This is a genomic window from Nonomuraea sp. NBC_00507, from assembly GCF_036013525.1.
Lineage (GTDB): Bacteria > Actinomycetota > Actinomycetes > Streptosporangiales > Streptosporangiaceae > Nonomuraea.
Genome location: NZ_CP107853.1, coordinates 9,385,441 through 9,412,380, shown reverse-complemented (window position 1 = coordinate 9,412,380; position 26,940 = coordinate 9,385,441). Strand labels below are relative to the sequence as shown.

25 protein-coding genes are annotated in these 26,940 nt (G+C 70.2%); 10 read left to right on the top strand and 15 right to left on the bottom strand.

Annotation, left to right across the window (positions count from 1 at the left end):
• Positions 1-4: 4 nt before the first annotated feature.
• Together OHA25_RS45405 and OHA25_RS45400 are read right to left on the bottom strand one after the other, a co-directional pair.
• Positions 5-1,246, bottom strand: coding sequence for an SPFH domain-containing protein (locus OHA25_RS45405; protein ID WP_327583079.1), 1,242 nt, complete (start codon positions 1,244-1,246; stop codon positions 5-7).
• On the bottom strand, positions 1,246-2,850 hold the full coding sequence (locus OHA25_RS45400; protein WP_327583078.1) for an SPFH domain-containing protein: 1,605 nt from the start codon (positions 2,848-2,850) through the stop codon (positions 1,246-1,248). Before OHA25_RS45400 ends, OHA25_RS45405 begins: the two co-directional genes overlap by 1 nt.
• A gap of 216 nt (positions 2,851-3,066) precedes the next feature.
• Here OHA25_RS45400 and OHA25_RS45395 point away from each other — a divergent pair, with 216 nt between their 5' ends.
• Together OHA25_RS45395 and uvrB are read left to right on the top strand one after the other, a co-directional pair.
• Positions 3,067-3,300 (top strand): helix-turn-helix transcriptional regulator, encoded by a 234-nt coding sequence (locus OHA25_RS45395; protein WP_305922076.1) that lies wholly within the window; start codon positions 3,067-3,069, stop codon positions 3,298-3,300.
• Positions 3,301-3,337: 37 nt separating this feature from the next.
• On the top strand, positions 3,338-5,449 hold the full coding sequence (uvrB, locus tag OHA25_RS45390; protein WP_327583077.1) for an excinuclease ABC subunit UvrB: 2,112 nt from the start codon (positions 3,338-3,340) through the stop codon (positions 5,447-5,449).
• A gap of 103 nt (positions 5,450-5,552) precedes the next feature.
• Here the strand turns inward: uvrB and OHA25_RS45385 are convergent, their stop codons facing one another.
• A complete protein-coding gene (locus tag OHA25_RS45385; protein WP_327583076.1) occupies positions 5,553-6,314 on the bottom strand; it encodes an alpha/beta fold hydrolase in 762 nt (253 codons plus the stop codon).
• A 58-nt stretch (positions 6,315-6,372) separates the two neighbouring features.
• On the opposite strand from OHA25_RS45385, the gene OHA25_RS45380 reads away from it, so the two are divergent.
• Complete coding sequence (locus tag OHA25_RS45380; RefSeq protein ID WP_327583075.1) at positions 6,373-6,912, top strand: PadR family transcriptional regulator; 540 nt, start codon at positions 6,373-6,375, stop codon at positions 6,910-6,912.
• Between the two features lie 504 nt (positions 6,913-7,416).
• Here OHA25_RS45380 and OHA25_RS45375 read toward each other — a convergent pair.
• On the bottom strand, positions 7,417-8,298 hold the full coding sequence (locus OHA25_RS45375) for a serine protein kinase RIO (protein ID WP_327583074.1): 882 nt from the start codon (positions 8,296-8,298) through the stop codon (positions 7,417-7,419).
• Between the two features lie 428 nt (positions 8,299-8,726).
• Here OHA25_RS45375 and OHA25_RS45370 point away from each other — a divergent pair, with 428 nt between their 5' ends.
• A complete protein-coding gene (locus OHA25_RS45370) occupies positions 8,727-9,206 on the top strand; it encodes a hypothetical protein (RefSeq protein ID WP_327583073.1) in 480 nt (159 codons plus the stop codon).
• Here the strand turns inward: OHA25_RS45370 and OHA25_RS45365 are convergent.
• Positions 9,203-9,781 carry a Uma2 family endonuclease gene (locus tag OHA25_RS45365; protein WP_327583072.1) on the bottom strand — a complete coding sequence of 193 codons (579 nt, stop codon included), beginning with the start codon at positions 9,779-9,781 and terminating at the stop codon, positions 9,203-9,205. The genes OHA25_RS45370 and OHA25_RS45365 overlap by 4 nt on opposite strands.
• A 58-nt stretch (positions 9,782-9,839) precedes the next feature.
• Positions 9,840-10,445 (bottom strand): hypothetical protein, encoded by a 606-nt coding sequence (locus OHA25_RS45360; RefSeq protein ID WP_305922082.1) that lies wholly within the window; start codon positions 10,443-10,445, stop codon positions 9,840-9,842.
• Positions 10,446-10,584: 139 nt separating this feature from the next.
• Here OHA25_RS45360 and OHA25_RS45355 point away from each other — a divergent pair, with 139 nt between their 5' ends.
• Both OHA25_RS45355 and OHA25_RS45350 read left to right on the top strand, forming a co-directional pair.
• Entirely contained in the window at positions 10,585-11,346 is a 762-nt protein-coding gene (locus OHA25_RS45355; protein ID WP_327591138.1) for a glucose 1-dehydrogenase, read from the top strand.
• A 3-nt stretch (positions 11,347-11,349) separates the two neighbouring features.
• A complete protein-coding gene (locus OHA25_RS45350) occupies positions 11,350-12,156 on the top strand; it encodes an alpha/beta fold hydrolase (RefSeq protein WP_327583071.1) in 807 nt (268 codons plus the stop codon).
• Between the two features lie 159 nt (positions 12,157-12,315).
• Here OHA25_RS45350 and OHA25_RS45345 read toward each other — a convergent pair whose 3' ends face one another.
• Together OHA25_RS45345 and OHA25_RS45340 are read right to left on the bottom strand one after the other, a co-directional pair.
• Positions 12,316-12,921 carry a DUF4126 domain-containing protein gene (locus tag OHA25_RS45345; protein WP_327583070.1) on the bottom strand — a complete coding sequence of 202 codons (606 nt, stop codon included), beginning with the start codon at positions 12,919-12,921 and terminating at the stop codon, positions 12,316-12,318.
• Between the two features lie 19 nt (positions 12,922-12,940).
• Complete coding sequence (locus OHA25_RS45340) at positions 12,941-13,846, bottom strand: phosphotransferase (RefSeq protein WP_327583069.1); 906 nt, start codon at positions 13,844-13,846, stop codon at positions 12,941-12,943.
• A gap of 69 nt (positions 13,847-13,915) precedes the next feature.
• Here OHA25_RS45340 and OHA25_RS45335 point away from each other — a divergent pair, with 69 nt between their 5' ends.
• Positions 13,916-16,273, top strand: a complete 2,358-nt coding sequence (locus OHA25_RS45335; protein WP_327583068.1) for a GcvT family protein — start codon at positions 13,916-13,918, stop codon at positions 16,271-16,273.
• Here OHA25_RS45335 and OHA25_RS45330 read toward each other — a convergent pair.
• The 6 genes from OHA25_RS45330 to OHA25_RS45305 all read right to left on the bottom strand — a co-directional run bounded on the left by OHA25_RS45330 (position 16,251) and on the right by OHA25_RS45305 (position 21,927).
• Positions 16,251-17,009 carry a GntR family transcriptional regulator gene (locus OHA25_RS45330; protein ID WP_327583067.1) on the bottom strand — a complete coding sequence of 253 codons (759 nt, stop codon included), beginning with the start codon at positions 17,007-17,009 and terminating at the stop codon, positions 16,251-16,253. The genes OHA25_RS45335 and OHA25_RS45330 overlap by 23 nt on opposite strands.
• Before the next feature lie 57 nt (positions 17,010-17,066).
• Positions 17,067-17,882 carry a carbohydrate ABC transporter permease gene (locus OHA25_RS45325; RefSeq protein ID WP_327583066.1) on the bottom strand — a complete coding sequence of 272 codons (816 nt, stop codon included), beginning with the start codon at positions 17,880-17,882 and terminating at the stop codon, positions 17,067-17,069.
• Positions 17,883-17,884: 2 nt separating this feature from the next.
• Positions 17,885-18,838 carry a carbohydrate ABC transporter permease gene (locus tag OHA25_RS45320; RefSeq protein ID WP_327583065.1) on the bottom strand — a complete coding sequence of 318 codons (954 nt, stop codon included), beginning with the start codon at positions 18,836-18,838 and terminating at the stop codon, positions 17,885-17,887.
• Positions 18,828-20,156: an ABC transporter substrate-binding protein gene (locus tag OHA25_RS45315; RefSeq protein ID WP_327583064.1), complete on the bottom strand. Its 1,329-nt coding sequence runs from the start codon at positions 20,154-20,156 to the stop codon at positions 18,828-18,830. The genes OHA25_RS45320 and OHA25_RS45315 overlap by 11 nt, the downstream gene beginning before the upstream one ends.
• A 39-nt stretch (positions 20,157-20,195) precedes the next feature.
• Positions 20,196-21,455 carry an ROK family transcriptional regulator gene (locus OHA25_RS45310; RefSeq protein WP_327583063.1) on the bottom strand — a complete coding sequence of 420 codons (1,260 nt, stop codon included), beginning with the start codon at positions 21,453-21,455 and terminating at the stop codon, positions 20,196-20,198.
• A 67-nt stretch (positions 21,456-21,522) separates the two neighbouring features.
• Positions 21,523-21,927 (bottom strand): hypothetical protein, encoded by a 405-nt coding sequence (locus OHA25_RS45305; protein WP_327583062.1) that lies wholly within the window; start codon positions 21,925-21,927, stop codon positions 21,523-21,525.
• 24 nt (positions 21,928-21,951) lie between these two features.
• Here OHA25_RS45305 and OHA25_RS45300 point away from each other — a divergent pair, with 24 nt between their 5' ends.
• From OHA25_RS45300 to OHA25_RS45290, 3 genes are read left to right on the top strand one after another with little or no spacing between them, the layout of a single operon-like run.
• On the top strand, positions 21,952-23,850 hold the full coding sequence (locus tag OHA25_RS45300; protein WP_327583061.1) for an alpha-N-acetylglucosaminidase: 1,899 nt from the start codon (positions 21,952-21,954) through the stop codon (positions 23,848-23,850).
• Positions 23,851-23,861: 11 nt separating this feature from the next.
• Positions 23,862-24,779, top strand: coding sequence for an N-acetylmuramic acid 6-phosphate etherase (locus OHA25_RS45295; protein WP_327583060.1), 918 nt, complete (start codon positions 23,862-23,864; stop codon positions 24,777-24,779).
• Positions 24,776-25,852 carry a BadF/BadG/BcrA/BcrD ATPase family protein gene (locus tag OHA25_RS45290; protein WP_327583059.1) on the top strand — a complete coding sequence of 359 codons (1,077 nt, stop codon included), beginning with the start codon at positions 24,776-24,778 and terminating at the stop codon, positions 25,850-25,852. The genes OHA25_RS45295 and OHA25_RS45290 overlap by 4 nt, the downstream gene beginning before the upstream one ends.
• Here OHA25_RS45290 and OHA25_RS45285 read toward each other — a convergent pair.
• Positions 25,803-26,927, bottom strand: a complete 1,125-nt coding sequence (locus tag OHA25_RS45285) for an NAD(P)H-dependent flavin oxidoreductase (protein ID WP_327583058.1) — start codon at positions 26,925-26,927, stop codon at positions 25,803-25,805. The genes OHA25_RS45290 and OHA25_RS45285 overlap by 50 nt on opposite strands.
• Positions 26,928-26,940 lie beyond the last annotated feature (13 nt).

Sequence of the window (26,940 nt, the reverse complement as noted above, 5' to 3'; positions counted from 1 at the left end):
TCTCCTATGCGGAAGGTGTGTGGCCGTTCACTTGGCCGGTTCCTGTGCCCGAGATGCGGGGGAGCAACTGGGCCAGGAGGAGGGTGGAGAGCGCGGAGTCCGCCTGCCCCTGCTGGGTGCGTACGACCAGCGCCTGGGGTGCGTTCTCCGCCAGTTTGGCGCCCACGTCGAGGCGCTTACGGGCCAGCTCGTACTGCAGCACGGCCCGGTTGTCCCGGTACGACTCGGCCAGCCGGCGCAGCGCCTTGGCCTCGTTCTCGGCGGAGGTCAGGTCGGCCCTGCCCCGCGCCTCGATCTCCCACGTCACCCGCTGCGCCTCGGTCTCCTGCTCCTCCAGCATGCGCGCCACGTTCTTGCGCGCGTTGTTGTGGGCGGCCTTGACCTCGACGACGCGGGCATCACGGGTCTTCTTGGAGCGCTCGATCTCCATCAGAAGGGTGTCGATGCGGCGCTTGCGGGTCAGCTCCCACTCGCGCTCGTAGGCCGACAGCTCCTTGGCGACCTTCTCGCGGGTGGCCAGGTGCTGCTGGTACTGGTCCGGCAGCTGCACGTCGGGGATGTTCGCGCCGGTGATGCGCACGCCGTAGCGGCCGAGCTGACGGTTGAGCGCGTCCTGCATGTCGCCGACGTCGGAGCCGCGCAGGTCGTACGCGCGCTCGGTGTTGACCCGCCGGCTGCGCTGCCTGATCGCGTCCTGCACCGCGCTGGACAGCACCAGGTCGAAGTTGCCCGCGCCGATCGTGCGCACGAACGCGACCGGATCCACGATCCTGAACTTCAGGAAGAACTCGATCGACTTCAGCGGCACGTTCTCGGCCGTCGGGCAGGCCACGATCGGCGCCGAGTACGGGATCTCCGTCGAGGTGTCCACGACCGCGTCCACCCGGTCCCACGGCAGCCACAGGTAGTGGCGGCCCGGCGGGAGCGTGCTGGTGATGGCGCCCCAGCGGCTGCGTACGCCGGTGGTGCCCTCCTCGATCTCGATGATCGCCTTGCGCCACATCGTGACCGCCGCCAGCAGCAGCAGGGCCAGTGCCACCAGCGCCGCGATGATCGTGAAGTCGGTCAGCGCCGCCATGCCGGCGAAGTAGATCGCCAGGAACACCAGCGACATCCACGCGAAGCCGCGCCGGTCCTTGGGGATCACGACGGGCACGAGCTGCCCCTGCTCGCCGCCGCGCAGCAGCTGGCGGATCTCACCCCAGGAGGCGAGTGACTCCTTGATCTTCGAGAACTCGCGGCTCATCAGATCTCCCCCTTGCCGGGCAGCAGGCGTTGGACGGTGCGCTCCAGGTCCGCGTCCGGCTCCGGCGGGGCCTGGGGCTCGCTCACGTCGGCGGCGGCCTTCTTGAGCAGGGCGGCGATCTCGGACTCGCGGCTCTCCACACGGGCGCCGATCTCGTCGAGCCTGCCGCGGATGGCGGCCATGTCCTCGGCCGAGAACAACGCCGTGCCCTTGCCGCCCACGAGCTGCTGGGCCAGGGCCAGGAAGTCGATGTCGGTCTGCTCGCCGACCTGCACCACCTGAGGCAGCCTGGTGGCGACCGACTCGAGCTTGTTGAGCAGGTCCTGCTGGAAGCGGTAATCGAGGATCTCGGGCGCCTCGGCGGCCGACAGCGCCCTGATGTCCAGCGCCTGCGCCTCCAGGAGCGCGGCGTTGGCGTTGGCCGTGGACTCGGCCTCGACCAGGCGCTGCCTGGCCTGCGCCTTGGCCTGGTGGCTGGCGCGTTCGAGCGCGGTGTCCATGCGGGCCTGGTAACCGGCGATCTCCGCCTGGATGGCGCTCAGCGTCTCCTGCAGCCCGGCCAGCTCCTTGATCAGGTCGCCCTCGTTCTGCTCCTTGCGCAGCTGGAGCTCGTACTCGTAGGTGTATGCCTCCTTGGCGACCCTGACCATCTCGGGGGCGGCCAGGTCCATGCGGTATTCCTGGCTGGACGGCTCGGCGTGGGTGATGTTCACGTCGGTGAGCCGTACGGCGGGCAGGAACTGCTGGTTGAGGCTCTCCAGCATGCCGAGCGTGCTCTCGCCCACCAGGTCGTAGATCTCCTCGGCCCGCTGGGCGTAGATGAGGGAGCGGGTGACCTCGCTGATGGCGTTCTGCAGCTTGGACTGGAAGCCGCTGACCGAGCCGAGCACGAAGATGAACTCCGCCGGGTTCTCGATCCTGAACTGCAGGAACAGGTCAACGCTCGCCTTGACGCCCTGCTGGGTCGGGGCCTCGCTGATCGGCGCGTTGAACGGGTACTCGCGAGTGGTGTTGACGATGTAGCTGACCCGCTTCCACGGGTTGAACAGCGTCACCCGGCCCGGGTCCGCGATGTGCACCAGCTTGCCGAACTGCGTGATCAGCGCCTTGCAGCCCTCGGGCACCATCACCACGCTGCGCCGCCACCACAGGAACACGGCGGCCAGGACCAGCACCACCCAGTAGTGCGGCCCGAAGATCAGATCGGTGTTCGGGATGACGTTGCCGAGCGCACCGATGAGGCCGAGCACCACCAGGATGCCCAGCGGCACGATCACCTTCGCGGTGCTGCCCTTGGGGATCACCACGGGCGAGATGACGTGCATGCCGTTCTCGGCGAAGCTGCGGTTGACGATCTCCCCGGCCTCGGTCAGCGACGCCGTCCTGGCCTCGATGAGCGTGCCGACGGAGGCGCCTCCGTCACGCGCGGCGGCGAAGTCGTGCGGGTTCAGCGCGAAGCCGCGGCCCTGGCCGGCCAGTTGCCCCGCCTGGTCGACGACCTGTCCCACGGCCTGTCCCATCGCCTGTCGCACATCACCTCCTTGGGCGACCGCTTGGGCTATGCCCTGACCTGCCTGGATCAGTGCCTCTCTGGGTCGTGACATGGAACCTTCCTTTTCCGCTACAGGCGAATCCGACCGTATCGGGTGTGACTTGCTGTTCGCTTGCAATGTCCTGTCACAGGTCTATTGCGGCTCGTAGTAGATGTGCTATCTCTGTAGTAGACGTACTATTTGGAGGTCTCATGGAGGCCGTGAGAGAGCTGGAGACGGTCTCGATCGCGTGGACACGAGAGCCGTGATCGAGGTCCGGGGCGGGTCATGAGCGAGACCGTCTACAACCGCATCGCGCTGCTGCGCGCGGAGCGCAACGTGACCCGCAGGCAGCTGTCCAATGCCCTGGGCGTGCACTACCAGACCATCGGCTACCTGGAACGGGGAGAGTACAGCCCGAGCCTTTACCTGGCGCTGAAGATCGCCGAATACTTCGAGGTGCCCGTCGAGGTCGTCTTCTCCACCACCCCGTTCCCGCGGATCGGGGAGCGGACGGCCTGACGCGAATTCTGTCGGCCGCGCCGCCTACAGTGACAACATGCGACCGGTCACAGATTTGCAGCGGAAGGTGGCGCCGTTCGAGGTCGTCACCGAGATGACTCCTTCCGGTGACCAGCCGACGGCCATCGCCGAGCTGGAGCGCCGCGTCAAGGCCGGGGAGAAGGACAACGTCCTGCTCGGTGCCACCGGCACCGGCAAGACGGCCACGATCGCCTGGCTGATCGAGCGCCTGCAGCGGCCCGCGCTGGTCATGCAGCCCAACAAGACGCTCGCCGCGCAGTTCGCCAACGAGCTGCGGGAGATGCTGCCCAACAACGCGGTGGAATATTTCGTCTCCTACTACGACTACTACCAGCCTGAGGCCTACGTCCCGCAGAGCGACACCTACATCGAGAAGGACTCCTCGATCAACGACGAGGTCGAGCGGCTGCGCCACTCGGCCACCAACTCGCTGCTCACCCGCAGGGACACGATCGTGGTCGCCTCCGTGTCCTGCATCTACGGCCTGGGCACGCCGCAGGAATACGTCGACCGGATGGCCAGGCTGCGCGTCGGCATGGACGTCGACCGCGACCAGCTGCTGCGCCGCCTGGTCGACATGCAGTACACGCGCAACGACCTCGCCTTCACCCGCGGCACGTTCCGGGTGCGCGGCGACACGATCGAGATCATCCCGAAATACGAAGAGCTCGCCGTCCGCATCGAGATGTTCGGCGACGAGATCGAGAAGCTCTCGACCATGCACCCGCTGACCGGCGAGGTCATCACCGAGGACGAGGAGCTCTACATCTTCCCCGCCTCCCACTACGTCGCCGGCGAGGCGCGCATGGCGGCCGCGGTCACGGGCATCGAGGCGGAGCTCGCCGAGCGGCTGTCGGAGCTGGAGCGGCAGGGCAAGCTGCTGGAGGCACAGCGGCTGCGGATGCGGACCACCTACGACATCGAGATGATGCGGCAGATCGGCACCTGCTCCGGCATCGAAAACTATTCGCGCCACATGGACGGGCGCGAGCCCGGCAGCGCGCCCAACACGCTGCTCGACTACTTCCCCGAGGACTTCGTGCTGGTCCTGGACGAGTCGCACCAGACGGTGCCGCAGATCGGCGCCATGTACGAAGGCGACGCCTCCCGTAAGCGCACGCTGGTCGAGCACGGGTTCCGGCTGCCGTCGGCGCTCGACAACCGGCCGCTGAAGTGGGAGGAGTTCCTGGAGCGCATCGGCCAGACCGTCTACCTGTCGGCCACGCCGGGACCCTACGAGCTGGGGCGGGCCAAGGGCGAGGTCGTCGAGCAGGTCATCCGCCCGACCGGCCTGGTCGACCCCGAGATCGTCGTCAAGCCCACCAAGGGGCAGATCGACGACCTGGTCCACGAGATCCGCGACCGCGCGGACCGCGACGAGCGCGTGCTGGTCACCACGCTGACGAAGAAGATGTCCGAGGATCTGACCGACTACCTCCTGGAGCTCGGCATCCGGGTCCGCTACCTGCACAGCGAGGTCGACACGCTGCGGCGGATCGAGCTGCTGCGCGAGCTGCGCACCGGCGAGTTCGACGTGCTCGTCGGCATCAACCTGCTGCGCGAGGGCCTCGACCTGCCCGAGGTGTCGCTGGTGGCGATCCTGGACGCCGACAAGGAGGGCTTCCTGCGCTCCGAGACGTCCCTGATCCAGACCATCGGCCGCGCCGCCCGTAACGTGTCGGGCCAGGTTCACATGTACGCCGACAAGGTCACCCCGTCGATGGAACGGGCGATCGACGAGACCAACCGGCGGCGGGCCAAGCAGATCGCCTACAACCAGGCCAACGGCATCGACCCGCAGCCGCTCCGCAAGAAGATCGCCGACATCCTGGACTCGCTGCAGCGCGAGGACGCCGACACCGACAAGCTGCTCGGCGGCGGCGGCCGCCAGCAGTCGCGCGGCAAGGCGCCCACGCCGGGCTTCGCGTCGCGGCCGGTCGGGCAGCACGCCAAGGCCATCGCCGGGGAGATGCCGCGGGCGCAGATGGAGTCGTTGATCGAGTCGCTGACCGAGCAGATGCACCAGTCCGCGGCCGACCTGCAGTTCGAGGTGGCCGCCCGGTTGCGCGACGAGATCAAGGAGCTCAAGCGCGAGCTCAGGGACATGCGCGAGGCCGGAGTGCAGTAAGGGGATCCTGGCCTGGGAAAACGAGCTCAGGGAGATCATCGCGCCGGTCGGTGGTGCAGCTGCGCGACGCCGGGTCGGCTGTGAGGCGGCTGGCGACAGAGGCCTAGGGGAGAAGGGTCCTGAGCGTCTGGGCGAAGGCCTCCGGGTTGTCCAGCATGATGTTGTGACCGGACTCGGGAATGCCGAGGACCTGGACGCCGGCCGCGCGCAGGCCGTCGGCCGCCTCCGGCGGGTCCCCCTCCGGGTGCAGGAAGGCGCGGGGGATCGTCAGGGCCTTGAGCATCTCGCGCATCGTGGGGTCGGTGCCTTGGGCGAGGCTGACGGCCGTACGGTGCAGGCCGCGCAGGTCCGCCAGCCGCATCGTGGACCACCAGTGCGGCCCCACCCGGTCACGCACCTCCTTCCACCCGTGCGCGACGAACTCCTCCTCCGTGTAGCTTCCGAGGCCGCTGCTGCCAGGCTGTACGGGCACCACGGAGTAGGGGTCGAGGTTGGCGTCCACGAGGATCAGGTTGGCGACCAGCTCGGGGTGATGAGCGGCCAGGATGATCGCCACCGCCCCGCCCATGCTGTGCGCGATCACCGACGCACCCGCGACCCCGGCCTTGCCCAGCGCCTCGGCCAGCGCGTCGGCATGGGCCTCGAGTGTGTAGGGGAAGTCCTGCGGCCGGTCGCTGATGCCGAAACCGAGCAGGTCGATCAGGAGGGAGCGGCGGCGCGTCAGGAGGGGATGGGCGGCGACCTCCGCGTAGTAGGGGGCCGAGGTGGCGCCGAGGCCGTGAACGTAGACACGGGCCGGCTCCGCGCCCGGCAATTCTACCCAGCGCATGCGAGCGCCGCTGGGGTGGACGATGGCATCATGCATGGCGGTCTCCTCATGTATCGGGGCCAATATATATCGGTCCCGAGGTATGATCGTCGTCATGCTGGAGCTGGCGATACTCGGGTTCCTCAGAGATAGGCCACTACACGGATACGACCTGCGTAAACGTGTGGCGGCCCTGATGGGGCACGTGCGCCCGGTGGCCGATGGCACGCTCTACCCGGCGATCAAACGGATGGCCGCGGCCGGATGGCTCGTCAGGAAGGATGAGCCAGGGGCCGCGGCCGCGCCACGGCGCATGCTCTACCTGACGGACGAGGGTCGTGCGGAGCTGGAGCGGCGGCTGCGGGAGCCGGACGATCTCGACATCAGCGATGAGAACCGGTGGTTCACGCTGCTGGCGTTCCTCCGCCATCTGGACGAGCCGAAGGAGCAGGGGGCCGTGCTGCGCAGGCGGCTGGCGTTCCTGGAAGAGCCGACCAGCTTCTTCTACGACGGCGACCGGCCGATGGCGGCCGAGGAGTTCGGGGATCCGTTCCGGCAGGGGCTGCTGACCATCGCCCACGCCACGAGCCAGGCCGAGCTGGCCTGGCTCCGCGCCACCATCGACGCCCTGGTTGCCCTCGACGGTTCGGCCTGACTCGCCCGCCCTTCTGACGTCCGCCCGTGACAGTGACGGCGATGCCTGGCGGATCGGATAATCGTGCCGCTGTGGGGAGTTGGCGGCTGTGCCGGCCGAGGGGCGAGCTGGCAGGGGAGCGATCTAGGGGAATCCTCCATGTGGCCGGCTTCCTCGCGCCGTCCTGGTTCAACCCGACGTGGGAAGAGGGCCTGCCCGCCGACCAATGGCCGTGGCTGACCGGCATTTTCGTTGTGTTGCTCGTGGTGATGTGGGCCGCGTTCTATGCGCGTGTCGAGTTGGCCGGCGGGCAAGTACGTGTGGTCAATCCGTGGCGGACGCACACTTTTCCGCTCGGGAGGTCGTCGACACGCGGCCAGGTCGCTTCGGGCTTGAGTTCGAACTCAGTTCCGGTAGGAAGGTTGCCGCCTTCGCGATCCAGTGCACGCTTGTTTACATAGGGGAAGAACCGCGCTGGGTTGGCGTCGCGCGGGCCGTGGAGGCCGCGCGCGACGCGGGCCGCATCTAGCGGATGATTCCGGTCTCCGCACGTAGAAGCTCGGCGAGGGAGTCCGGGTCGGCGGGGACGCCCTTGGCGGCGAACCAGTTGGCGACGTTGCGGGCGTCGCGGTCCAGGAACGACGGGCCTGCCGGGTGGGCGATCACGTCCACGATCTGCGGCAGGTCGATGATCACCAGCCTGCCGTCGTGGACCAGCAGGTTGTACGGAGACAGGTCGCCGTGGGCGAGGCCTTCCCGGGCCAGCGTGACCATGGCGGCGACCAGCTGTTCCCACAGGTCGTCGAGGCCGTCGGACACCTGGGCGAGGCGCGGGGCCGCGTACCCGTCCGGTGTTCCGATGAACTCCTGCAAGATCTCCGTCCCCACGATCTGCACCGGGTACGGCACCGGAACCCCCAGCTCCCACAACCTGCACAACGCCCCGAACTCGGCCACCGCCCACTGGGCGGCGATCGCCTGCCTGCCGAAGGCGGTGCGGCTGGCCATGGCCCGGTTCATGCGGTCGTCGCGAGTCCTGCGGCCTTCCAGATAGCCGGTGTCGCGATGGAAGAGGCGATGCTCGGTGGAGCGGTATCGCTTGGCGGCCAGCAGGCACACCCGATCCGTGCCCGGCACGCCACGGGAGATCAGATGGACGTCGGCTTCCTTGCCGGTCTTGAGCACGCCGTGCTCGGTGTCGACGGCGGCCAGCTCGGTGACCAGCCAGCCGGGGTACGGCCGGGGGCCCTTCTCCGTGGGCGTGCTCTGGTCCCAGGTGGACCAGCGGTCGCCCTCGGGCGGGCCGTCATCGGCGAGGGCGATGTCGGGAGTGCTCTCGAGCCATTCGATGTCGTCGGTGTCGAGGGCGTACTTGCCACGGCGGCGGTGTTGCGAGTGCTTCGGCACGGTGGGATTGCTCCAGGTATGAGGCCCACCGGCACGTCGATCAGATCAATGAGCACGCGGTGGGAAGGAATGAGGACGCGGAAAACGGCACGCGAACAGTCGTCGTCACGGTCTCACCCTCCCTTCGGGTCGCGGCAAACGATCAACGTGGCCGAGTATGCCGGGGTGTGTTCCGGTGCCGCAAGCGATTTATTCGCCCGCTGATGGTTTCCGGTCCGCCGGCCGATAATGCGGTGCGGCGGGTTCGGAGCCGCTTGTAGCGTGCGGGCATGCGGCGATGCGGGATGTGCGGTCACTGGGAGCCGGCCGGTGCGCCTGGGTGCGGCCGGTGTGCCGGGCTGGTGGACGAGATCGTCGAGGAGGGTTGGCGAGGCTTTCTAGAGCGTGAGTTCGGAGCGGCGAGCTTGGGGCGGAGAGCGGTAGCTTGCGTGACCAGCGGAGCCCCGTGCGAGCGCGACCATGGGCAGGGCACGGCCGAGCCGCTCGAGCAGGAGTGTCTGATCGCCGAAATGGTCGTGGACGAGCCCGACAAGCATCCGTGGCGAGTGGTCGACGCCGCTTACGACCGCCTGACCTGTGCGGAATGCGGCGGCAGACTCAGTAGGGGACCGGCCTCGTGCGCCGCCTGCAACCTGGCGAACGGCTTCCGGTATTCGGCCATCGAGGTCGATCGTCCAGGTGTTCCGTCGGGGAACGAGCATGCGCTGCGGGTGAACGTGGCGGTGACGCGCAGACCGTACGGGATCTCGGAGGCGGAGGTGCTGCTGCGGCGACTGTCACTGCCTGTGCTGCTGGACGGCCTGCTGCCCACGAAAGCCCAGGCCCAGGCCACCAAGGCCAAGGCCAATGAGGGCGCCACAGAGGCCGAGCTTGCCGCGCTGGTTTACGGGGAGTGGGGACGCGCCTAAGCGGGTCGCTGTGCCAACGTGAGGTCGATGTCGACGTCGAATCCGATGTTGGTCTGTAGTCGCTTGTGATGGATGCCGGTGGGGACGTAGGCCCTGACCGTCGGCTCGAGCTCGAAGGTGTAGACGACCGGGAGCCCGCCTTCTTCTTCCACCCGCCAGAAGTACTTGATTCCGGCGTTCGAGTATTTGATCGGCTTCGTGGTCCGGTCCCGCTCCCTGGACTCATCCGAGACCACCTCGACCACGAGGTGCACGTCCTCCGGCTTGAAGGAGGTGAGCTTCATTGAAGTGGTCGCCGACCTGTTTACCACGAGGATGTCGGGCTCCGGCCGCTGGCGCAGGCCCAGAGTGACCGTCATTTCGCGAACGACCTCCAGATGCGCGGGCGGTTTGATGGACTGCTTAATCAGCTCGACCGTATACAGGTGAAAGAGCGTCTGCGGCGACATCATGATGAGAGACCCATCGATCAGCTCGACGTGCCGTGGCGCGTCGGGGGGAAGATGATCGAGCATGTCGGCGGTCCAGCCACCGGGGGGGCCGGGATAGAACCACTCAGGAAGGGCCATAGTCATCAGTCTGCCTCCTCAGCGTCTTCACGCGGCGCGTCTATTGTGCCACGCTTAGTAGCCGTCAGGGCAGGTCTTTGCGTTCCTCCATCGACCGGCGATAGAGCTCGTCGATCTCCTCCAGCGGGTCCGGCGCCCGGCGGCGGGCCTCGATCTCCAGGTCCGTGCGGGACGTGAGGTCGGCGATGCCGGAGGACGTGTGGTGGACCTGGTCGCCGAGGAGGTCGGCGCGGATGCGGGCGCACATGGCCGTCAGCTTGGCCTGGTGTTCGCGCAGCCGGTCCAGGGTGGCGTGGTCGATGTACGGTGACACGCGGCGCTGCTGGGCGTACATGCCGAGCTGGCCGTCGTGCACGTTGGCCTGTGCCTCGAGGTCGGCCAGAAGCCGGGGCAGGTCGCCGAGCCCCCATCCCTGATGCTGCGCCTGCTCGACCGCCTGGCGGGTGAGCGACACCTCGCGGCGCAGGTCGAGGCGGAGGCGCTCGACCTCGGCGGCGTCGCCCGTGCCCATCGCGTTGACATGCGTGCTCAGCCGCGTCGCGGCCTCCTTGGCCTTGCCTGCCGCCTTCTTGCCCAGCTTGACCAGCAGGTAGACGCCGACGCCCGTCAGCAGCAGGAGGAACGCCAGGATCACTAGCACGATGACAAGGACTTCGCCGATCTTCGCCACCCCCTGTTGGTGTTGATGCCTAGAGGATAGTGCGCCGGAGCGGTTTTGGCGCGCACGGCCAAGCAAGCCCTTGATACAACCGGAATGCTGTGTTTCAGTCACATGGTCGCGGCTCAGGGCGAGGAAGGGGCTGTTGCGGGTGCTTGACGGCAAGGTTGTGATCATCACCGGTGGTGCGAGAGGGATGGGGGCGGCGACCGCGCGGCGGTGCGTCGCGGCCGGTGCCCGGGTCGTGGTCACCGACGTGCTCGTGGAGGAGGGTACGGCCACGGCCAAGGAGCTCGACGCCCGGTTCATCCCGCACGACGTGACGAGCGAGGAGCAGTGGGCGCACGTGGTCGCGCGGACCGTGGAGGAGTTCGGGCGGCTCGACGGCCTGGTGAACAACGCCGGCATCGCCACCATGGTGCCCCTCGAGCAGCAGCCGCTGGAGGAGTTCCAGCGGGTGCTCCAGGTCAACCTGGTCGGCGTCTTCCTGGGGCTCAAGTCCGTGGCCGGCGCCATGCGGACCTCGGGCGGCGGCGCCATCGTCAACCTGTCCTCGGTCGCGGGGCTCTTCGCCTTGCCGGGTACGGGCGGGTACGGCGCGTCCAAGTGGGGCGTGCGTGGCCTCACCAAGATCGCCGCCTTGGAGTTCGGCAAGGACCGCATCCGGGTCAACTCCGTGCATCCGGGGATGATCGTCACCCCCATGACCCAGGGGTTCGGCGCCGTGTCGGGCGAGGGCACCTTCCCCCTGGCCCCGGCCGGGCGGTGGGGTGAGCCGGCGGAGGTCGCGGAGGCGATCGTGTTCCTGCTGTCCGACGCCGCCTCGTACGTCACCGGTGCCGAGCTCGCCGTCGACGGCGGCTGGACGGCAGGGGAGTCGGCGCTGCTGCCCCGCCCGGAAGAGGTGGGGTGAGCCATGCCGTACGCGGACGTCGGCGACGGCATCAGGATCTTCTACACCGACGACGGGAGCGGCGACGGGCCGCCGCTGCTGCTCGTCCATGGCTGGGGGACCGACTCGCACCAATGGTCCTGGCACATCGACGCGCTGGCGGCCGCCGGGCGCCGGGTGATCGCCGCCGATCTGCGCGGGCACGGCTACTCGTCGGTCCCGGCGACGGGCAACACGCCCCGCATGATGGCCGAGGACCTGAACGCCCTGCTCGACCGCCTCGGCATCCCCCAGGTCGTCGCCGTCGGGCACTCGATGGGTGGCCAGGTGGTGTCGATCCTGGCCGTCGAGCACCCGGACCGGGTACGCGCGCTCGTCGCCCTCGACCCGGGGTACGGCATCACCGACGACATCGCCCAGGGGTTCCCCCAGATGATCGAGGGCCTGCGCGGCGAGCAGCCGCACGCCGTCGCCGAGGCGATCGACGAGTGGTGCACGAACGCCGCCACGCCCGCCGTCATCCGCCGCTGGCACAAGCGCAGGCTGTACGGCATGCCGCCGCACGTGCTCGCCCAGGCGTTCGAGGCCATGTTCACTGCGCCGGACGCCATCGGCGTGCGGCCGGCCAGCGACGACTACCTGGCACGCAGGCGGTGCCCGGTGTTGTCGATCTGGGCCGATCCTGGCCGCGCGAGCTGGGAGGCGGGCCTGCTCAAGGTGCCGAAGTCGAAGGTCGTGTGCTGGGAGGGCTCCAGCCATCGGCTGCACGAGGAGCGCCCGGCCGAGTTCGTGCACCTCGTGGGTGGGTGGTTGCGGAGACTGCGCGGGTGAGGGGCCCGGCGGTGCGGAGGCCGCCGGGCCCTCGGCCGTGTGAGCGTGCCAGGGTCGGGGGCCACGGTGGCGCTCACACGTCTTGCGGTTGTTCGCTAACCGGGATCACCGTACGAGGCGCGGGAGGGGCGGCGGATCAGCCCGCAGGGGGAGTGGAGGTCAGCCCGGAGGCTGACTTCGGGCGGCTCGGCGGCGGGCGCGGAAGCGGCGTACCCGCCTGAACAGCCACCAGGACAGGACGGCGAGCACCAGCAACGCGACGATCACCAGGATCGGGGCGAACACCGCGATCAGGCTCATGCCGAGCGACCCCGCGTCCTCCGCCGTGCTCACCACCGGCGCCCCCACGCCTGCCGTGCCCGCGTTGACCACGGGGCGGGCCGCCGCCTTCATCGCGTGCACGGCCAGCGCCACGACGATACCCAGGAGCCAGCCCACCCACGGGTTCTCCGTCATCCACGTGGACTGCTCCAGTTCGGCGGCGGCGTTCGTGGCCGAGAAGACCACACCGCCGGAGGCCGGGCGGATCACGGTCTGGATGGCGTCGTTGACGCTGTCGACGGCGGGGACCTTGTCGAGGACCATCTCCGCGGCCAGCAGCACCGCGATCACCGCGAGCACGCCCCAGTTCGACAGCCAGGAGTAGCCGTCGGGCAGCTTCACGGCGTCGGTGACGTTGGACAAGACGCCCACCACCAGGAGCGGGATGTAGGCGTTCAAACCGGCGGCCGTGGACAGGCCCAGGCCGGTCAATGCGGCAAGCATGTCACCAAGTCTGCCCGGCCTAATCCGAACGCGCGGCCTCGTCCATGAGGGACGTCAGTTCGGGCCCGGTGAACTCGGCCACGGCCCGCTCGTACTTCTCCATCCCCCACGACCAGAAGTCGAAGTCGATGCTCTCGTTGGCGCCGTCCTGGATCGAGGCCCACAACGTCCAGCCGTACTTGGACATGAGGCCGAGCAGCCGGGCGCGGGCGATCTTGTTGCGGAGCCGGCGGCCGTAGTAGGCGGTGACGAGCTCCTCCAGGTGGCCGAGCGGCAGGTCGGACTCGCTCCAGACGTTGCCGAGCTCGAAGCAGGGGTCGTTGTTGCCGGAGTACTCGTAGTCGATCAGCCAGAGGCGCTCGCCGTCGTCGAGGATGTTGCCCGGCAGCAGGTCGTTGTTACAGGGGACGGTGCCTTCGTCGCGCACAGCCAGACATTTCCGGATTTCAGCGACAGTGGGCATGAAGTCGAGATATTTGGCCGGAAGCCGAAAGCCGCGAGTCTGGACGATCTCCAGGTAGCGCTGCTGGACGTCGAACATGTCGAAGTCGCGCACGAACCGCGGCCCTGCGTGCAGCCGCCTGCACGCCTGCGCCACGCGCGGCAGGTTCGCCGGATCCCGCAGGTCGGCCTCCGTGAACGTCCGCCCCGGCACGAACCCCACGACCAGCACCCCGAGCTCGGGCAGGTATGCGTGCACCGGGGCCCCCACCCCGGCGGCGGCCGCCGCGACCGAGTTCGCGTGCTCGGCGTCCCTGTCGATGGCCAGCAGCGCCCCGTCGCTGGCCCACACGCGCGCCACGTACGCCCCATCGGGCGTGACGACCTTGTAGTTGTGGTTGGTCAGCCCGCCGGGCAACTCCTCGACGGTACGCGGCACGCCGGACAGCAGCGGGATACGATCGAGCACCTCGGGCACGGCCATGCTCGATGCTAGGACGACCCGCGCTAAACGGTCTAGACCTTTTACGGCGTGGCGGCTAGCCTCGCGACCATGAGCGACTCGGCCCGCATCGTGATCATCGGCGGCGGCGTGGGCGGCGCGTCCGTCGCCTACCACCTCACCCAGCTCGGCGAGCGCGACGTGGTCGTGCTCGAGCGGGACGAGCTGACCAGCGGCTCCACCTTCCACTCCGCCGGGCTCGTCGGCCAGCTGCGCGCCGACCCCACGCTGACCCGGATGAACCAATACTCCGTCGAGCTCTACCGCACCCTCGACGCCGGCTGGACCGAATGCGGCGGCATCAAGCTGGCCTCCACGCCGGAGCGGATGGCCGAGATCCGGCGCCAGATCGGGTGGGCGCGGACGTTCGGGCTGCCGCTGGAGGAGATCTCGGTGGCCGAGGCCGTGGAGTTGTTCCCGCTCATGGATCCCGAGGGCGTAATCGGGGCCGCGTACCTGCCGACGGACGGGCAGATCGACCCGTCGCAGCTGTGCTACGCGCTGGCCGCGAGGGCCCGCGAGGGCGGCGCGACCATCCGCACCGGCACCCGCGTGCTGGGCATCGACGTCGTGAACGGCCGGGTCACCGGGGTCCGCACCGACCAGGGGGACATCGCCTGCGAGATCGTGGTCAACTGCGGCGGCATGTTCGCGGCCGAGATCGGCCGCATGGCCGGCGTGCGGGTCCCCATCGTGCCGATGTCGCACCAGTACGTGGTGACCGACGCCTTCCACGACCACACCGGCCTGCCCACGCTGCGCGACCCCGACCTGCTCGTCTACTACCGGCAGGAGGTGCAGGGCCTGGTCATGGGCGGGTACGAGCGCACGTGCGCGCCCTGGACGGCCGGCCCCAACGCCTACGACGCGGTGCCCGCCGACTTCAACGGCCGCCTCCTGCCCGAGGACTGGCCGAGGCTCGAGGAGATCTTCGACAACTCCCGGGTGCGGGTGCCGGCGATGGCCGACGTCGGCATCCGCAAGCTGATCAACGGCCCCGAGGCGTTCACCCCCGACAACGAGTTCTGCCTCGGCGAGACCGAGGTGGCCGGGTTCTTCGTGGCCGCCGGGTTCTGCGCGCACGGCATCGCGGGCGCGGGCGGCATCGGCAAGGTGATGGCCGAGTGGATCGTCGAGGGCGAGCCGAGCATGGACCTGTGGCACATGGACGTGCGCCGGTTCGGCCGCCACTACCGCTCGCCGTCGTACACGCTCAAGCGGGCGGTCGAGAACTACGAGACGTACTACGACATCCGCTACCCCGGGCACGAACGGTCGGCGGGGCGGCCCCTGCGGGTCTCGCCCGCCTACGCCTGGCACGCCGCCCACGGGGCCGTCTTCGGGGAGAAGTCGGGCTGGGAGCGGGTCAACTACTACGCGACCAACGACGACGGGGGAGGGGAGCGGCCGGTCGGCTGGGCGGGGCGGCTGTGGTCGCCCGCGATCGGAGTCGAGCATCGTGCCACCCGGACCACGGCGGGGCTTTTCGACGAGAGCTCGTTCGCCAAGATCGAGGTCACCGGCGCGGGCGCGGCGGAGCTGCTGGAGTGGGTGTGCGACAACCGGGTCGCCCGGGAGGTGGGCGCGGTCACGTACACGCAGGCGCTCAACCGGCGCGGTGGCATCGAGTGCGACTTCACCGTCACCCGGCGCGGCGAGCAGGAGTTCCTCATCGTCACCGGCACCGCGTTCGGCTCCCACGACCTGGGGTGGCTGCGCAAGCAGGCCGCGCACACCGGCTCGACGGCGAGGATCGCCGACGTGACCGGCCAGTACGCCTGCTTCGCCCTGTGGGGTCCGCGGGCCCGCGACATCGTCAAGGAGCTGACGCCGGACCCGATGGACTTCCCGTTCATGTCGTCGCGGGAGATCACCGTGGGGGACGTGCCGGTGCTGGCGCTGCGGGTGACGTTCGTGGGCGAGCACGGCTGGGAGCTCTACTGCTCCAGCGAGTACGGCCTGGCGTTGTGGCATGCCCTGTGGCGGGCGGGGGAGCCGTACGGGCTGGTGGCCGGCGGCTACAAGGCCATCGACAGCCTGCGGCTGGAGAAGGGCTACCGGGTGTGGGGCGCGGACATCGGGCCGGAGACGACGCCGTACGAGGCAGGCCTGGGGTTCTGCGTCAAGCCGGACAAGGACTTCCTCGGCAGGGACGCGCTGGACCCGGCACCTGAGCGCCGGTTGCGGTGCGTGACGCTGAGCGACCCTACGGCCGTGGCGCTCGGCAACGAGCCCGTCCGGCTGGACGGGCGGGTCGTCACCCGGGTCACCTCCGGCGGATACGGCTACACCGCCCGTGAGTCCATCGCCTACGCCTACCTGCCGGCCGAGACGGGGGCCGAGGTCGAGATCGAGGTCGAGGGGGCGTGGGTGCCGGGCACGGTGGTCAAGACTCCGCTGGTCCCGTGACGCCGCTGCGTACCGCGATGCGGACCCGGTCGGGGCGGAACAGGTCGCGCGCGAACTCCACCGGCGTGCCGTCCGCCGCGTAGGCCGTGCGCTCGATCAGCATGAGCGGCGCGCCCGGCGCGATGCCCAGCTCGGCGGCGTCCCCCGGGCGGGCGATCACCGGGTCGAGGTGCTCGACCGCGGTGCGCGGCCCCAGGTCGTAGTGGGTGGCCAGGAGAGTGTAGAGGGAGCCGGTGAGGTCCTGGTCGAGCAGCCCGGGCAGGTCGGGGAAGTAGGAACGCTCGAGCGCCACCGGCGAGCGCCCGGCCGAGCGCACCCTGGCCACCTCGTGCACGGGCGAGCCCGCCTCGACCTCAAGCGCTCGGGCCACCGTGCCCCTGGCGGGCACCGTCCTGGCCGTCAGGATCCTCGCCTCGGCCCGCAGGTGAGCCCGCCGCATCTGCTCGGTGAACCCGGCCAGGCCCGTCAGGTCGCACTCGATGCGCGGCTCGGCCACGAACGCGCCGCCCGCCCTGCCGGGGACCCTGACCAGCACGCCGTCGTGCTCCAGCGTCGCCAGGGCCTGTCTGAGCGTCATCCTGCTCACGCCGAGCCGCCCGGCCAGCTCCCGCTCGCCGGGCAGCCGGTCGCCCGGCGCCAGCTCGCCGCTGTCGATGGACTCAAGCAGCCATCGCTCGATCTGCACGTGCGCGGGGACGCCGGTGCCACGCTCCAGCTCAGGCGGGGTACCGACCACACCGCATCTTGACATGGCGGTCGGCTCCAACGCCAAACCCCAGCCCCGTGCAGGCGGTCAGCCCTTGATGGCGCCCTGGGTGATCCCGCTCACGAAGCTGCGCTGGAAGAGGAGATACACCACGACGATCGGCGCGATGACGATCAAACAGGCGGCCCCCAGCAACGGGATGTCCGTTGTGTGCTCGCCGACGAAGAGCCCCAGCCCGCTCGGCGCGGTGCGCCGGTCCGGGTCCTGCATCATCACCAGCACCAGCATGAACTGGTTCCACGACCACATGAAGTACAGCACTGACAGCGTGGTGATCGCCGGCCACGAGATGGGCACCAGCACCCGCGCCAGCACGATGAGGTCCCTGGCGCCGTCGATCCGCGCCGCCTCCACGAGCTCCTCGGGCACGTTCGAGAAGTGCGTCTGCATCCAGTAGACCCCGAACGGCATGAACAGGGCCGCCTCGGCCAGGATGATGCCGACGTAGGAGTTGGTGAGGCCGACCTCGCGCAGGTTGAAGTAGAGCGCCACCACGATCAGCTCGATCGGCAGCGTGAGCCCCATCACGAACGCGAACGACAACGTCCGGTGCCCCCACACCCTGAGGATCGCCAGGCCGTAGCCGGCGAGCGTGGCCAGCACCACCGACAGCGGCACCACGAAGACCGCGATCAGCAGGCTCGAGCGCATGAGCGCGGTCATGTTGCCCCGCTCCCAGGCGAGCGTGAAGTTCTCCCACGACCACTGGTCCGGGATGCTCAGCCCGTTGAGCTGCGAACCGGGCGGATGCAGGGCGGCCAGGATGATGCCGGCGAACGGCACCAGAATCATGACCGCGAGCAGGACGAGCACTCCGTACCTGAGACTGACACCGCCGCGCATGCTCAACTCTCATCCCTGGTGAAGTATCGGACGGCGCTGACGACGGCGACCACGATCACGGTCAGCACGACGGCCAGCGCGCTGGCGCCGCCGATGTCGCCTTCGTTGAAGGCCAGCCGGTAGACCAGCAGACCGGGCACGTTGGTCTGACCCGCCGGGCCGCCGTTCGTCGTGACGAAGACCAGGTCGAAGCTGGCCAGAGCGGCGATCGTGGTGATGACGCCGGCGACGGTGATCTCCCGGCGCACCCCGGGCAGCGTGACGTGGCGGAACTGCCGGAACGACCCCGCACCGTCGAGTTTGGCCGCCTCGTACAGGGAGGGGTCGATCTTCTGCGCGCCGGTCAGGAAGAGCATCATGCACAGCCCGCTCATCACCCAGGTGCCGATGAGCCCGAGCGCGACGAGCGCCAGCTGGTAGTCGCCCAGCCAGGCGCGGGTGATCGCGCCCAGCCCCACCAGGTCGAGGAACTGGTTGACGACGCCGGCGTCGCTGTAGAGCCACCGCCAGGTGATGCCGACGGCGACGAGCGGAAGCACCTGGGGGAGGAAGAAGACGACGCGGAAGAACGTCATCCCCCGGCGCACCTTCCCCATCAGCAGCGCCGTCATGAGCAGCCCGACGCCGATGGGGATGAACGAGAAGAAGATGATCAGCACGAGGCTGTGCAGGATGGCCTCATACAGCGCCGAGTCCTGAAAGATCTCCACGTAATTGCCGAAGCCCGCCCAGGTGGCCGGCAGGATGCCGTCCCACGTCAGGAGGGACAGGCGCAGCGTGTTCAGCGCCGGCCAGATGGCGAATCCCAGGTAGACCGCGAGTGCGGGCAGCACGTAGAGCCAGCCGCGCGCTCCGCGCCGGCGCGGCGAGCGGGCGGGCGGGTGGGCCGCCCGCCCCCCGCCGCGTGCCTCGACGGCGCGCGGCGGAGAGACGGACGAGGTCAGCTCACGAGCCATGGTGGGCGTCCCACGACCCCTGCAGGGAGCGGAGGAAGGCATCGGGGGCCATCTTGTCGTTGATGAGCCCCTGGATGCCGGGGGTCAGCTTGTCGATCATGCCGGGGGAGGCGAAGTCGGGGAACGGGACGATGCCGTTGTTCTGCGCCACCTGCGAGAAGATGGTCGCGATCTCGCCCCGCAGCCCCTCGGCCCCGAGGTCGGCCTTGGTGTCGACCGGCATGAACCCGCCGTCGAACTCGATCTTGGCCGCTTCCGGCGAGCCCAGGTAGTCGAGGAACGCCGCGGCGACGTTCGGGTTCTTGCTCTTCGCCGAGATGGCGTAGGCGACGCTCGCCCCGGAGGCGACGTTCGCCGGCTTGTCGGCCGATTCCGTGGGCATGAGGAAGAAGCCGACGTCGTTCCCCATCTCCGTCTCCAGGGTGGAGGCGGCCCAGTTACCGGTGATCAGGAACGCGCTGCCGCCCTTGGCGAAGCTCGCCAGTGCGTCGGCGTCCGCGGTGGCGCTCGCCGAGCTGGAGATGTATCCCTTCTTCGCCCAGTCGGTCAGCATCTGGGTGGCCTTCAGCGCGGCGGGGTTCTCGATGGTCGAGCCCTGCTTGCCGTACACCCAGGACCGGTAGTCGGCGACGTCGCCGGTGACGTTGAGCAGCGCGTTCCACAGGTGGAAACCGCCGACCTGGAGCGCGCCGTTGCTCAGCGGCGTGTGGCCGGCGTCCTTGGCCTGCTTCATCGCGGCCTCGAACTCGGCCAGCGTCTTCGGCGCCTCCTTCACGATCTTCTTGTTGTAGAAGACGCCGAGCACGGAGAGCCCGCCGGGCACGGCGTACAGGCTGCCGGTGCCGAACTGCTTGGCCGACTTGTCCGAGCTCAGGACCTCCAGGCTGGCCGGCGGGAACTTCGTGTTCCAGCCGTACGCCTTGGACCACGGGCCCAGGTCCAGGATGAGGCCGGCCGGGACCAGGGAGTTCATCGCGCCCGGGTTGTACTGGGCGATGTCCGGCGCCGCGTCGGACGACATCGCGAGCTTGATGGACTTGATGTAGTCGTTGAACGGCGTCATCTGGGGCTTGATGGTGACGTTCGGGTGCTTCTTGGTGAAGCCGTCGATGAGCGCCTTGGTCGGCGGGTCGTTGGTATAGGCGAGAGTGAGCGTCACCGGGTCGCTGGGGATGGTCGTCGAGACGTCGACCTTCGGTGCCGGGTTGCCGGCCGTGCTGCTGGTGCCCGCGCAGGCCGTCAGGGCGAGTGCCGCCGTGACGCCCAGCGCCACGAGCGCGTGCCGGAGCTCGCGCCGGGCTGGTGTCGTGATACGCATGACCTTTCTCCTCTGTCGGGGGGTGGTGGGGTCAGGTCCTCAACGGCCTTCGTGACGACCGGTTCTCACCAGGCCGAACCTGGTGCGTTCGATCTCCTCCAGCGAGTGCCGCAGCGCCCCGTGGACGACGGCGTCCTCGTGGAGCGTCGAGACCTCCAGCGCGGGCTGGTCCAGCGGCTCGCCGGACAGATGCCGCCGGAGCGCCTCCAGCAGCCTCTCGCCGCATCTGGCCAAGGGCCCGCCGATGACCACGAGCCGGGGGTTGAGAATGGCTCGGAGCACGGCGATGCCTTTGGCGAAACGGCGTGCCACCACGTCGATCGCCTCCAGAGCCGCAGGCCGGCCGTCGACGACGGCGTCCAGCACGGCCTCGAACGCGCGCTCTCCCGCGGCCTCGATCCGGGCGCGGAATTCACCGTCGCCGGCGCGTTCGGCCGCCGCGGCGGCCTGGCGCACGATCTCCTCGCCGCCCACCCGGTGCTCGAACGGGCCGAGGCCGTGGGGGTGGCGGGACTCTGCGGGGCCGCCGCCCGCCGCGTCGGTGAACAGATCGAGGAAGCCGACGTCACCCGCATCGTTGGAGGCGCCACGGTAGAGCTCGCCGTTGAGCACGATCCCGGCGCCGACGCGTTCGCCCCAGTGAACCAACACCAGCGAGTCCTCACGCCGCTGCGCGCCTCGCCACCGCTCGCCCTGCGTCGCCAGCTTGACGTCGTTGTCCAGGTAGATCGGGCAGCCGAGCGTCTCCTGGAGCCGGCGCAGGAGGACGTCGCCGGTCAGCCCCGGCAGGCTCGGGATGAGCTTGATGATCCCGGACGCCGGGTCGACGATGCCCGGGGTGCCCGCCGAGGCGAACCAGAGATCGCCGGTCGTGAGGCCGGTCGCCCGCAGCGTCAGTGCCACCGTGGACAGCAGCGTCTCCACCGCGTGGACCCCGTCGGCGCCGGGGCCGAGCTGCACCGCGTCGGTCGCGATGACCGCCCCGGACAGATCCGCCACCGCCACGCGCACGTCCTGCGGGCTGATCGACAGCCCCAGCACGTGACCCGCCTCCGCCCGGAACCGCACCAGCTGCGCGGGCCGCCCCGCCCGGGTGGTGTCGCGGTCGACGGGGCCGAACTCGACGAGGCCCTCCTCGGCCAGGGCGTTGAGCGAACGGGTGACCGCCTGCCTGGACAACCCCACCGACTTGGCCAGCGCCGACACACTCATGCTGGTCTCGGCCCGCAGCCTGCTCAGGATCGCGGCCGCGTTGACCTCCCGCATGAACTGCGTGCCCGCGGCGACCAGCTGCTCCATGTGCCTCTCCGAGCCCCTTCGACCGATGTCCCGGTACGCTAGCATATTAATTATGGATCGTACGGAACTAATTCGTCGAGGGGTGTGACCTGCGATGTTGTCCGGTGACGGCGAGCATGCGCCGCTGTGGGCGGACACCGTCCGCGGCCTCGCCCATCGTGTTCTCGGGCCGGTGGCGGAGTCGGTCCGGTTCGCGAGCTCCGCTGCCCAGGACGGTGCCCAGGACGGTGCCCAGGACGGTGCCCAGGACGGTGCCCAGGACGGTGCCCAGGACGGTGCCCAGGACGGTGCCCAGGACGGTGCCCAGGACGGTGCCCAGGACGGTGCCCAGGACGGTGCCCAGGACGGTGCCCAGGACGGTGCCCAGGACGGTGCCCAGGACGGTGCGCGGCGCGCGTACGCGTACGAGGCGAAGGGCGGCGTGCTCACCGTCGCCGCGACGGACGGAGTGAGCGCCTCCGTCGCGTTGCATCACTATCTCCGGGAGCATTGCGGCATGTCCGTGGGCTGGGACACGGTGCTTCCCCTGCGGCTGACGTCGTTCCCCGACGCCCCGCTCCGCCAGGGCTCGGCCCGGGTGCGGGAGGGCTATTACTTCAACTTCTGCACCTTCAGCTACACGATGCCCTACTGGGACTGGGCCGACTGGGAACGCGAGATCGACTGGATGGCCTTGCACGGCATCACCATGCCGCTGGCCATCACCGGCCACGAGGCCGCGCTGCACGCCGCCTACTCCCTTCTCGGCCTCGACGACGACCGGATCCGGAGCTTCCTGGGCGGGCCGGGCTACCTGCCGTTCCAGTTCATGGGCTGCCTGGACGACTTCGCCGGCCCGCTCCCCTCGTCCTGGATCGAGAGTCGTCGCGAGCTCGGGGCACGCATCCTCGACCGTGAGCGGGCCTTCGGCATGACGCCTGTGCTCCCGGCCTTCACCGGACACGTTCCACGCGAGATCGCAGCCTCAGCGAGGGCCGGCCGTCGCCAGTGGCAGGGATTCGAGACCTGGGCCCTCGACCCTGCCGACCCGCTGTACGAGCGCATCGGCGCCGAGCTCGCCCGCGCCCAGATCAAGCTCTTCGGCACCGACCACCTCTACGCCGCCGACCCGTTCATCGAGATGATCCCCATCGACGCCGACCCGTCCTTCCCCGGCGCCGTGGCGGCTGCGACGCTGGCCGGTCTGCGGGCCGCCGACCCGGACGCGGTGTGGCTCATGCAGGCCTGGCCGTTCTCCTACCAGCGGGACTTCTGGACCGAGGACCGCGTCACCACATTCCTCGACGCGATCCCGCACGACCGGATGCTCGTGGCCGACCTGTGGGCGGAGCACGATCCGCTGTGGGGCACTTTCGAGGGATTCTCCGGAAAACCGTGGCTCTGGTGCGCGCTGCTCAACTTCGGCGGCCGCACCGATCCGGCCGCCGACCTGCGTAGTGTGCCGGCCGGGATCGACGCGGCCCTGGCGTCGCCGAGCCCGCCCGCCGGGCTCGGCCTGTCCATGGAGGCCACCCGCAACAACCCGGTCTTCTTCGAGCTGGTGGCCGACCAGATCTGGAACCGGGTTCCCGACCTCGAGGCCTGGCTCGACGCCTTCGTCAGCGAGCGCTACGAGGGGCAGGGGACGCCCGAGCTGCGGGCAGCCTGGCGCGGCCTCCTGGACACCGTCTACGGCGCGCAGGGCGTGCGGATCGCTCCCGACCAGTTCCAGGGCGTGCTCACCACCCATCCCTCCTACGAGCGGACACCCGAGGTGTCTCGTGCCCCCTGGTACCGGCCGGCCGTGCTGGCACAGGCCTGGGAGAAGATGATCGAGGCGGCCGAGCACGACGGCGGCCTGCTGGACGGGCCGCTCGGGCACGACCTCATGGAGACCGGCATCGCCTACATGGCCAGGGTGGCCGACCGCCTCTGCCTCGACGTCGTGGAGTCGGCGGGCGACCCCGAGTGGGTCGCCCGGTTCCTGACGGTCTTCGAGGACCTCGACCGGATGCTGGCCTGCCGCCCCGAATACACCTTCCAGCACTGGGAGGACAAGGCCGTGTCCTGGGCCGCCGGGCCGGCCGACCGCGAGGTCCTGCGGGACAACGCCCGCCGCATCATCACGGTGTGGGGCACCGCGGACAGCCCGCTCCTCGACGACTACGCGGGCCGGCACTGGGCGGGACTCGTCGGCGGCTACTACCGCGACCGCTGGGAGCTGTGGGCGCGGGGCCTGGCCCCCGCGCTCGCCGGCGATCCCGGCGCCGAGACGAAGCTGCACGAACGGCTCCGCGAGCGGGCCGAGACCTTCCTGCGGGACGGCGCGGCCCCGGTGCGGCCTGGAGACCTGGCCACGCAGTCGCGCCGCCTGCACAGCACGTACGCGGGCACACTCGACGCAGCACACGAATGACGAGGAGCATGATGAGCCAGGCGGCACCGCCCACGGAACTCCGCAACCCCCGCACCGCCGACATCGACACCCTGGAGTCCGGCGACGTCCTCCGGCTGCTGCTGGAGGAGGACGCCCGCGCCGTCGAGGCGGCCCGCGCCGCCACCGGGCCGCTCGCCCTCGCGGTGGACGCGGCGCATCGGCGCCTGGCCGCGGGCGGTCGCGTCCACTACTTCGGCGCCGGCGCGTCGGGGCGGCTCGCCGTGCTGGACGCCACCGAGATCACGCCGACGTTCGGGGTGGCGCGCGAGCTGTTCACGGCGCACTTCGCCGGCGGGGCCGCCGCGCTCACCGACTCCTCCATCGACCGTGAGGACGCCGAGTCGCTGGGCGAGGCCGACGCCCAGGCCCTCGGTCCCGGGGACGTGGCGGTGGGGATCACGGCGTCGGGTTCGACGAGATACGTCGCCGGCGCCCTGCGCGCGGCCGGGGCCGGGGGCGCCCTCACGGTGCTGATCACCTGCAACCCGGACGCGCCGCTGCGTGACCTGGCCGAGATCCTGGTCGTCGCCGACACCGGGCCGGAGGCGCTGACCGGGTCCACCCGGCTCAAGGCCGGCACGGCGACCAAGGTGATGCTGAACGCGTTCTCGACCGCCTTGATGATCAAGGCCGGGCGGACGTACGGGAACCTCATGGTCGGGCTGGTGGCCACCAACGCCAAGCTGGCCGAGCGTGCGGTGAGCCTGCTCATGGAGGCCACCGGCGCCGGCGCGGAGGCCTGCCGCAGCGCCCTCGCCGAGGCGGACGGGGCCATCCCGGAGGCGCTCGTACGGCTGCTCACCGGCTGCTCCGCCACTGAGGCCCGGGCGGCACTCGGCGCGCACCAGGGCGTCAGGGCGGCCGTGGCCGCGCTCTCCCACCCGGCCGAGCGCGGGCGCGCCCAGTGAGCCGGGCCGGATTCGCCGGCGTGGACGTCGGCGGCGGGGGAGTCAGGGCCCGGATCGAGACCGGAGGGGTGAGCGCCTACGGGGAGGACTCGGCGCCGGTGCCACGCGACCAGGGCCGCGTCGACCTCGACCGGCTCGCCGCCCGGATCGCCACGGTCGTGGAGAACGCGACCCCGGCCAGGACCGCCGGTTTCGAGCACGCGACCCCCGCTCGGATCGCCGGGTTCGGACAGGAGACCGGAGCGCCGGGGCCGGACGCCCTGCCGGCTCTCGACCGGCTGGCCGGCATGGCGGTGGGGGTGACCGGTCTGCCCGGCCTGGTCAAGGATCCCGGCACCTTGTGGCGGGCGCTGCGGGAGCGGCTCGCGCTGGGCACGCTCGTGGTCGCCGGTGACATGGTGACGACGCACGTGGGCGCGCTCGGTTTCCAGCCGGGGGTCGTCGTGGCCGCGGGCACCGGCGTCATCACGCTCGGCACCGACCTGAAAGACGTCTGGAACCAGGCCGACGGGTGGGGGCACCTGCTCGGCGACCACGGCGGCGGCGCCTGGGTCGGCGCGCAGGGCCTGCACGCCGCCCTGCGTGCCCACGACGGCCGGGCCGGCGGCTCGGCCGCCCTGCTCGAACGCATGATGGCCCGCTACGGCCACCCCCTCGACCTGGTGGCGCTCGTCTACGAGTCGGGCTCCGCGGCACACCACCTGGCGGCGTTCGCGCCGTGCGTCGGCGAGGCGGCCCGCGCGGGCGACGCCGTCGCCCGGCGGATCTGGACCGAGGCCGGCCGGCAGCTCGGCCAGACGGCCGTCGCCGCCGCGGCCGGTCTCGAACCGGTCTTCTCCTGGGGCGGCCGCCTCTTCGAGGCCGCGGACCTGCTCATGGAGCCGTTCCAGAGCACCGTGCGCGAGTCGCTGCCCGGCGCCCGCTTCACGCCGCCCCTCGGGACCTCGGCCGATGGCGCGCTCGCCCTGGCCAAGGCCGCCGCCGACGGCTCGGTCCGGCCACGCCACCCCTACCTGTACGTCTTCACTCGGACAGGCGCGCCAGACGCTCCACCGCTTCGCCGAACTCGCTGATCATGTCGTAGACCACCTCGCGGGCCGGCTTCACCTGGTCGAGCTGGCCCACGACCTGCCCCACGTAGTAGTTGACCAGGTCCACGGCCCCCGGCTCGCCCTTCTCCGCCGCCGCCCCGATGCGGGCCATCGCCCCCTCCGACAGCAGGATCTGCAGCGGCATCCCCAGCGGCCCCGGGCTCTCCGGCCCGGAGTCCCACTCCTCCGTCCAGGCCGACTTGAGCTGGCGGGCCGGCTTGCCCGTACGCGACCTGGACCTGACCGTGTCCAGCGACGACGCGGCCAGCATCTTGCGTTTGACGGCGGGCGCCGTCTCCGCCTCCTCCGTGGTCAGCCACACCGAGCCGCACCACACGCCGTCCGCGCCGAGCGCCATGGCCGCGGCCATCTGCCGCCCCGACGCGATCCCTCCGGCCGCCAGCACGGGCACGGGCGCGACCGCGTCCACGACCTGCGGCACCAGCACCATCGTGGCGATCTCACCGGTGTGCCCGCCCGCCTCGGTGCCCTGCGCGACGATGAGGTCCGCACCGGCGGCCACCTGCCTGCGGGCGTGCTCCACCGTGCCGACCAGCGCGGCCACCGGCACGCCCGCCTGTCTGGCCTTCGCCACCATCTCCCCCGGGGGCGGGCCCAGGGCGCTGGCGATCAGCCCGATCGGGTGCTTCAACGCCACGTCGATCAGCCCCGTCGCCCCCGCCGCCGTGACCCGCCTGCCGAGCTCGTCCGCCACCGCCGTCAGGGGCTGCGCCGGCGCGCTCACGCCGTACTTGGCCAGCAGGTGCGTGACGAAGTCGCGGTGCCGGTCGGGGATGAAGTCCAGCAGGTGCGCGCGCCGGTCCAGCGCCGAGTCGTCGATCTTGCCGGGTACGAGCACGTCCACGCCGTACGGCCGGCCGCCGACCCGCTCGTCGATCCACGTCAGCTCGGTGTCGAGCTGCTCCGGTGAGTACGCGATCGCGCCCAGCACCCCGAACCCGCCCGCGTTCGTGACCGCCGCCACCACGTCCCGGCAGTGGCTGAAGGCGAACAGGGGGAACTCGATGCCCAGGCGCTCACAGATGGCGGTCCGCATGACACGACGCTAA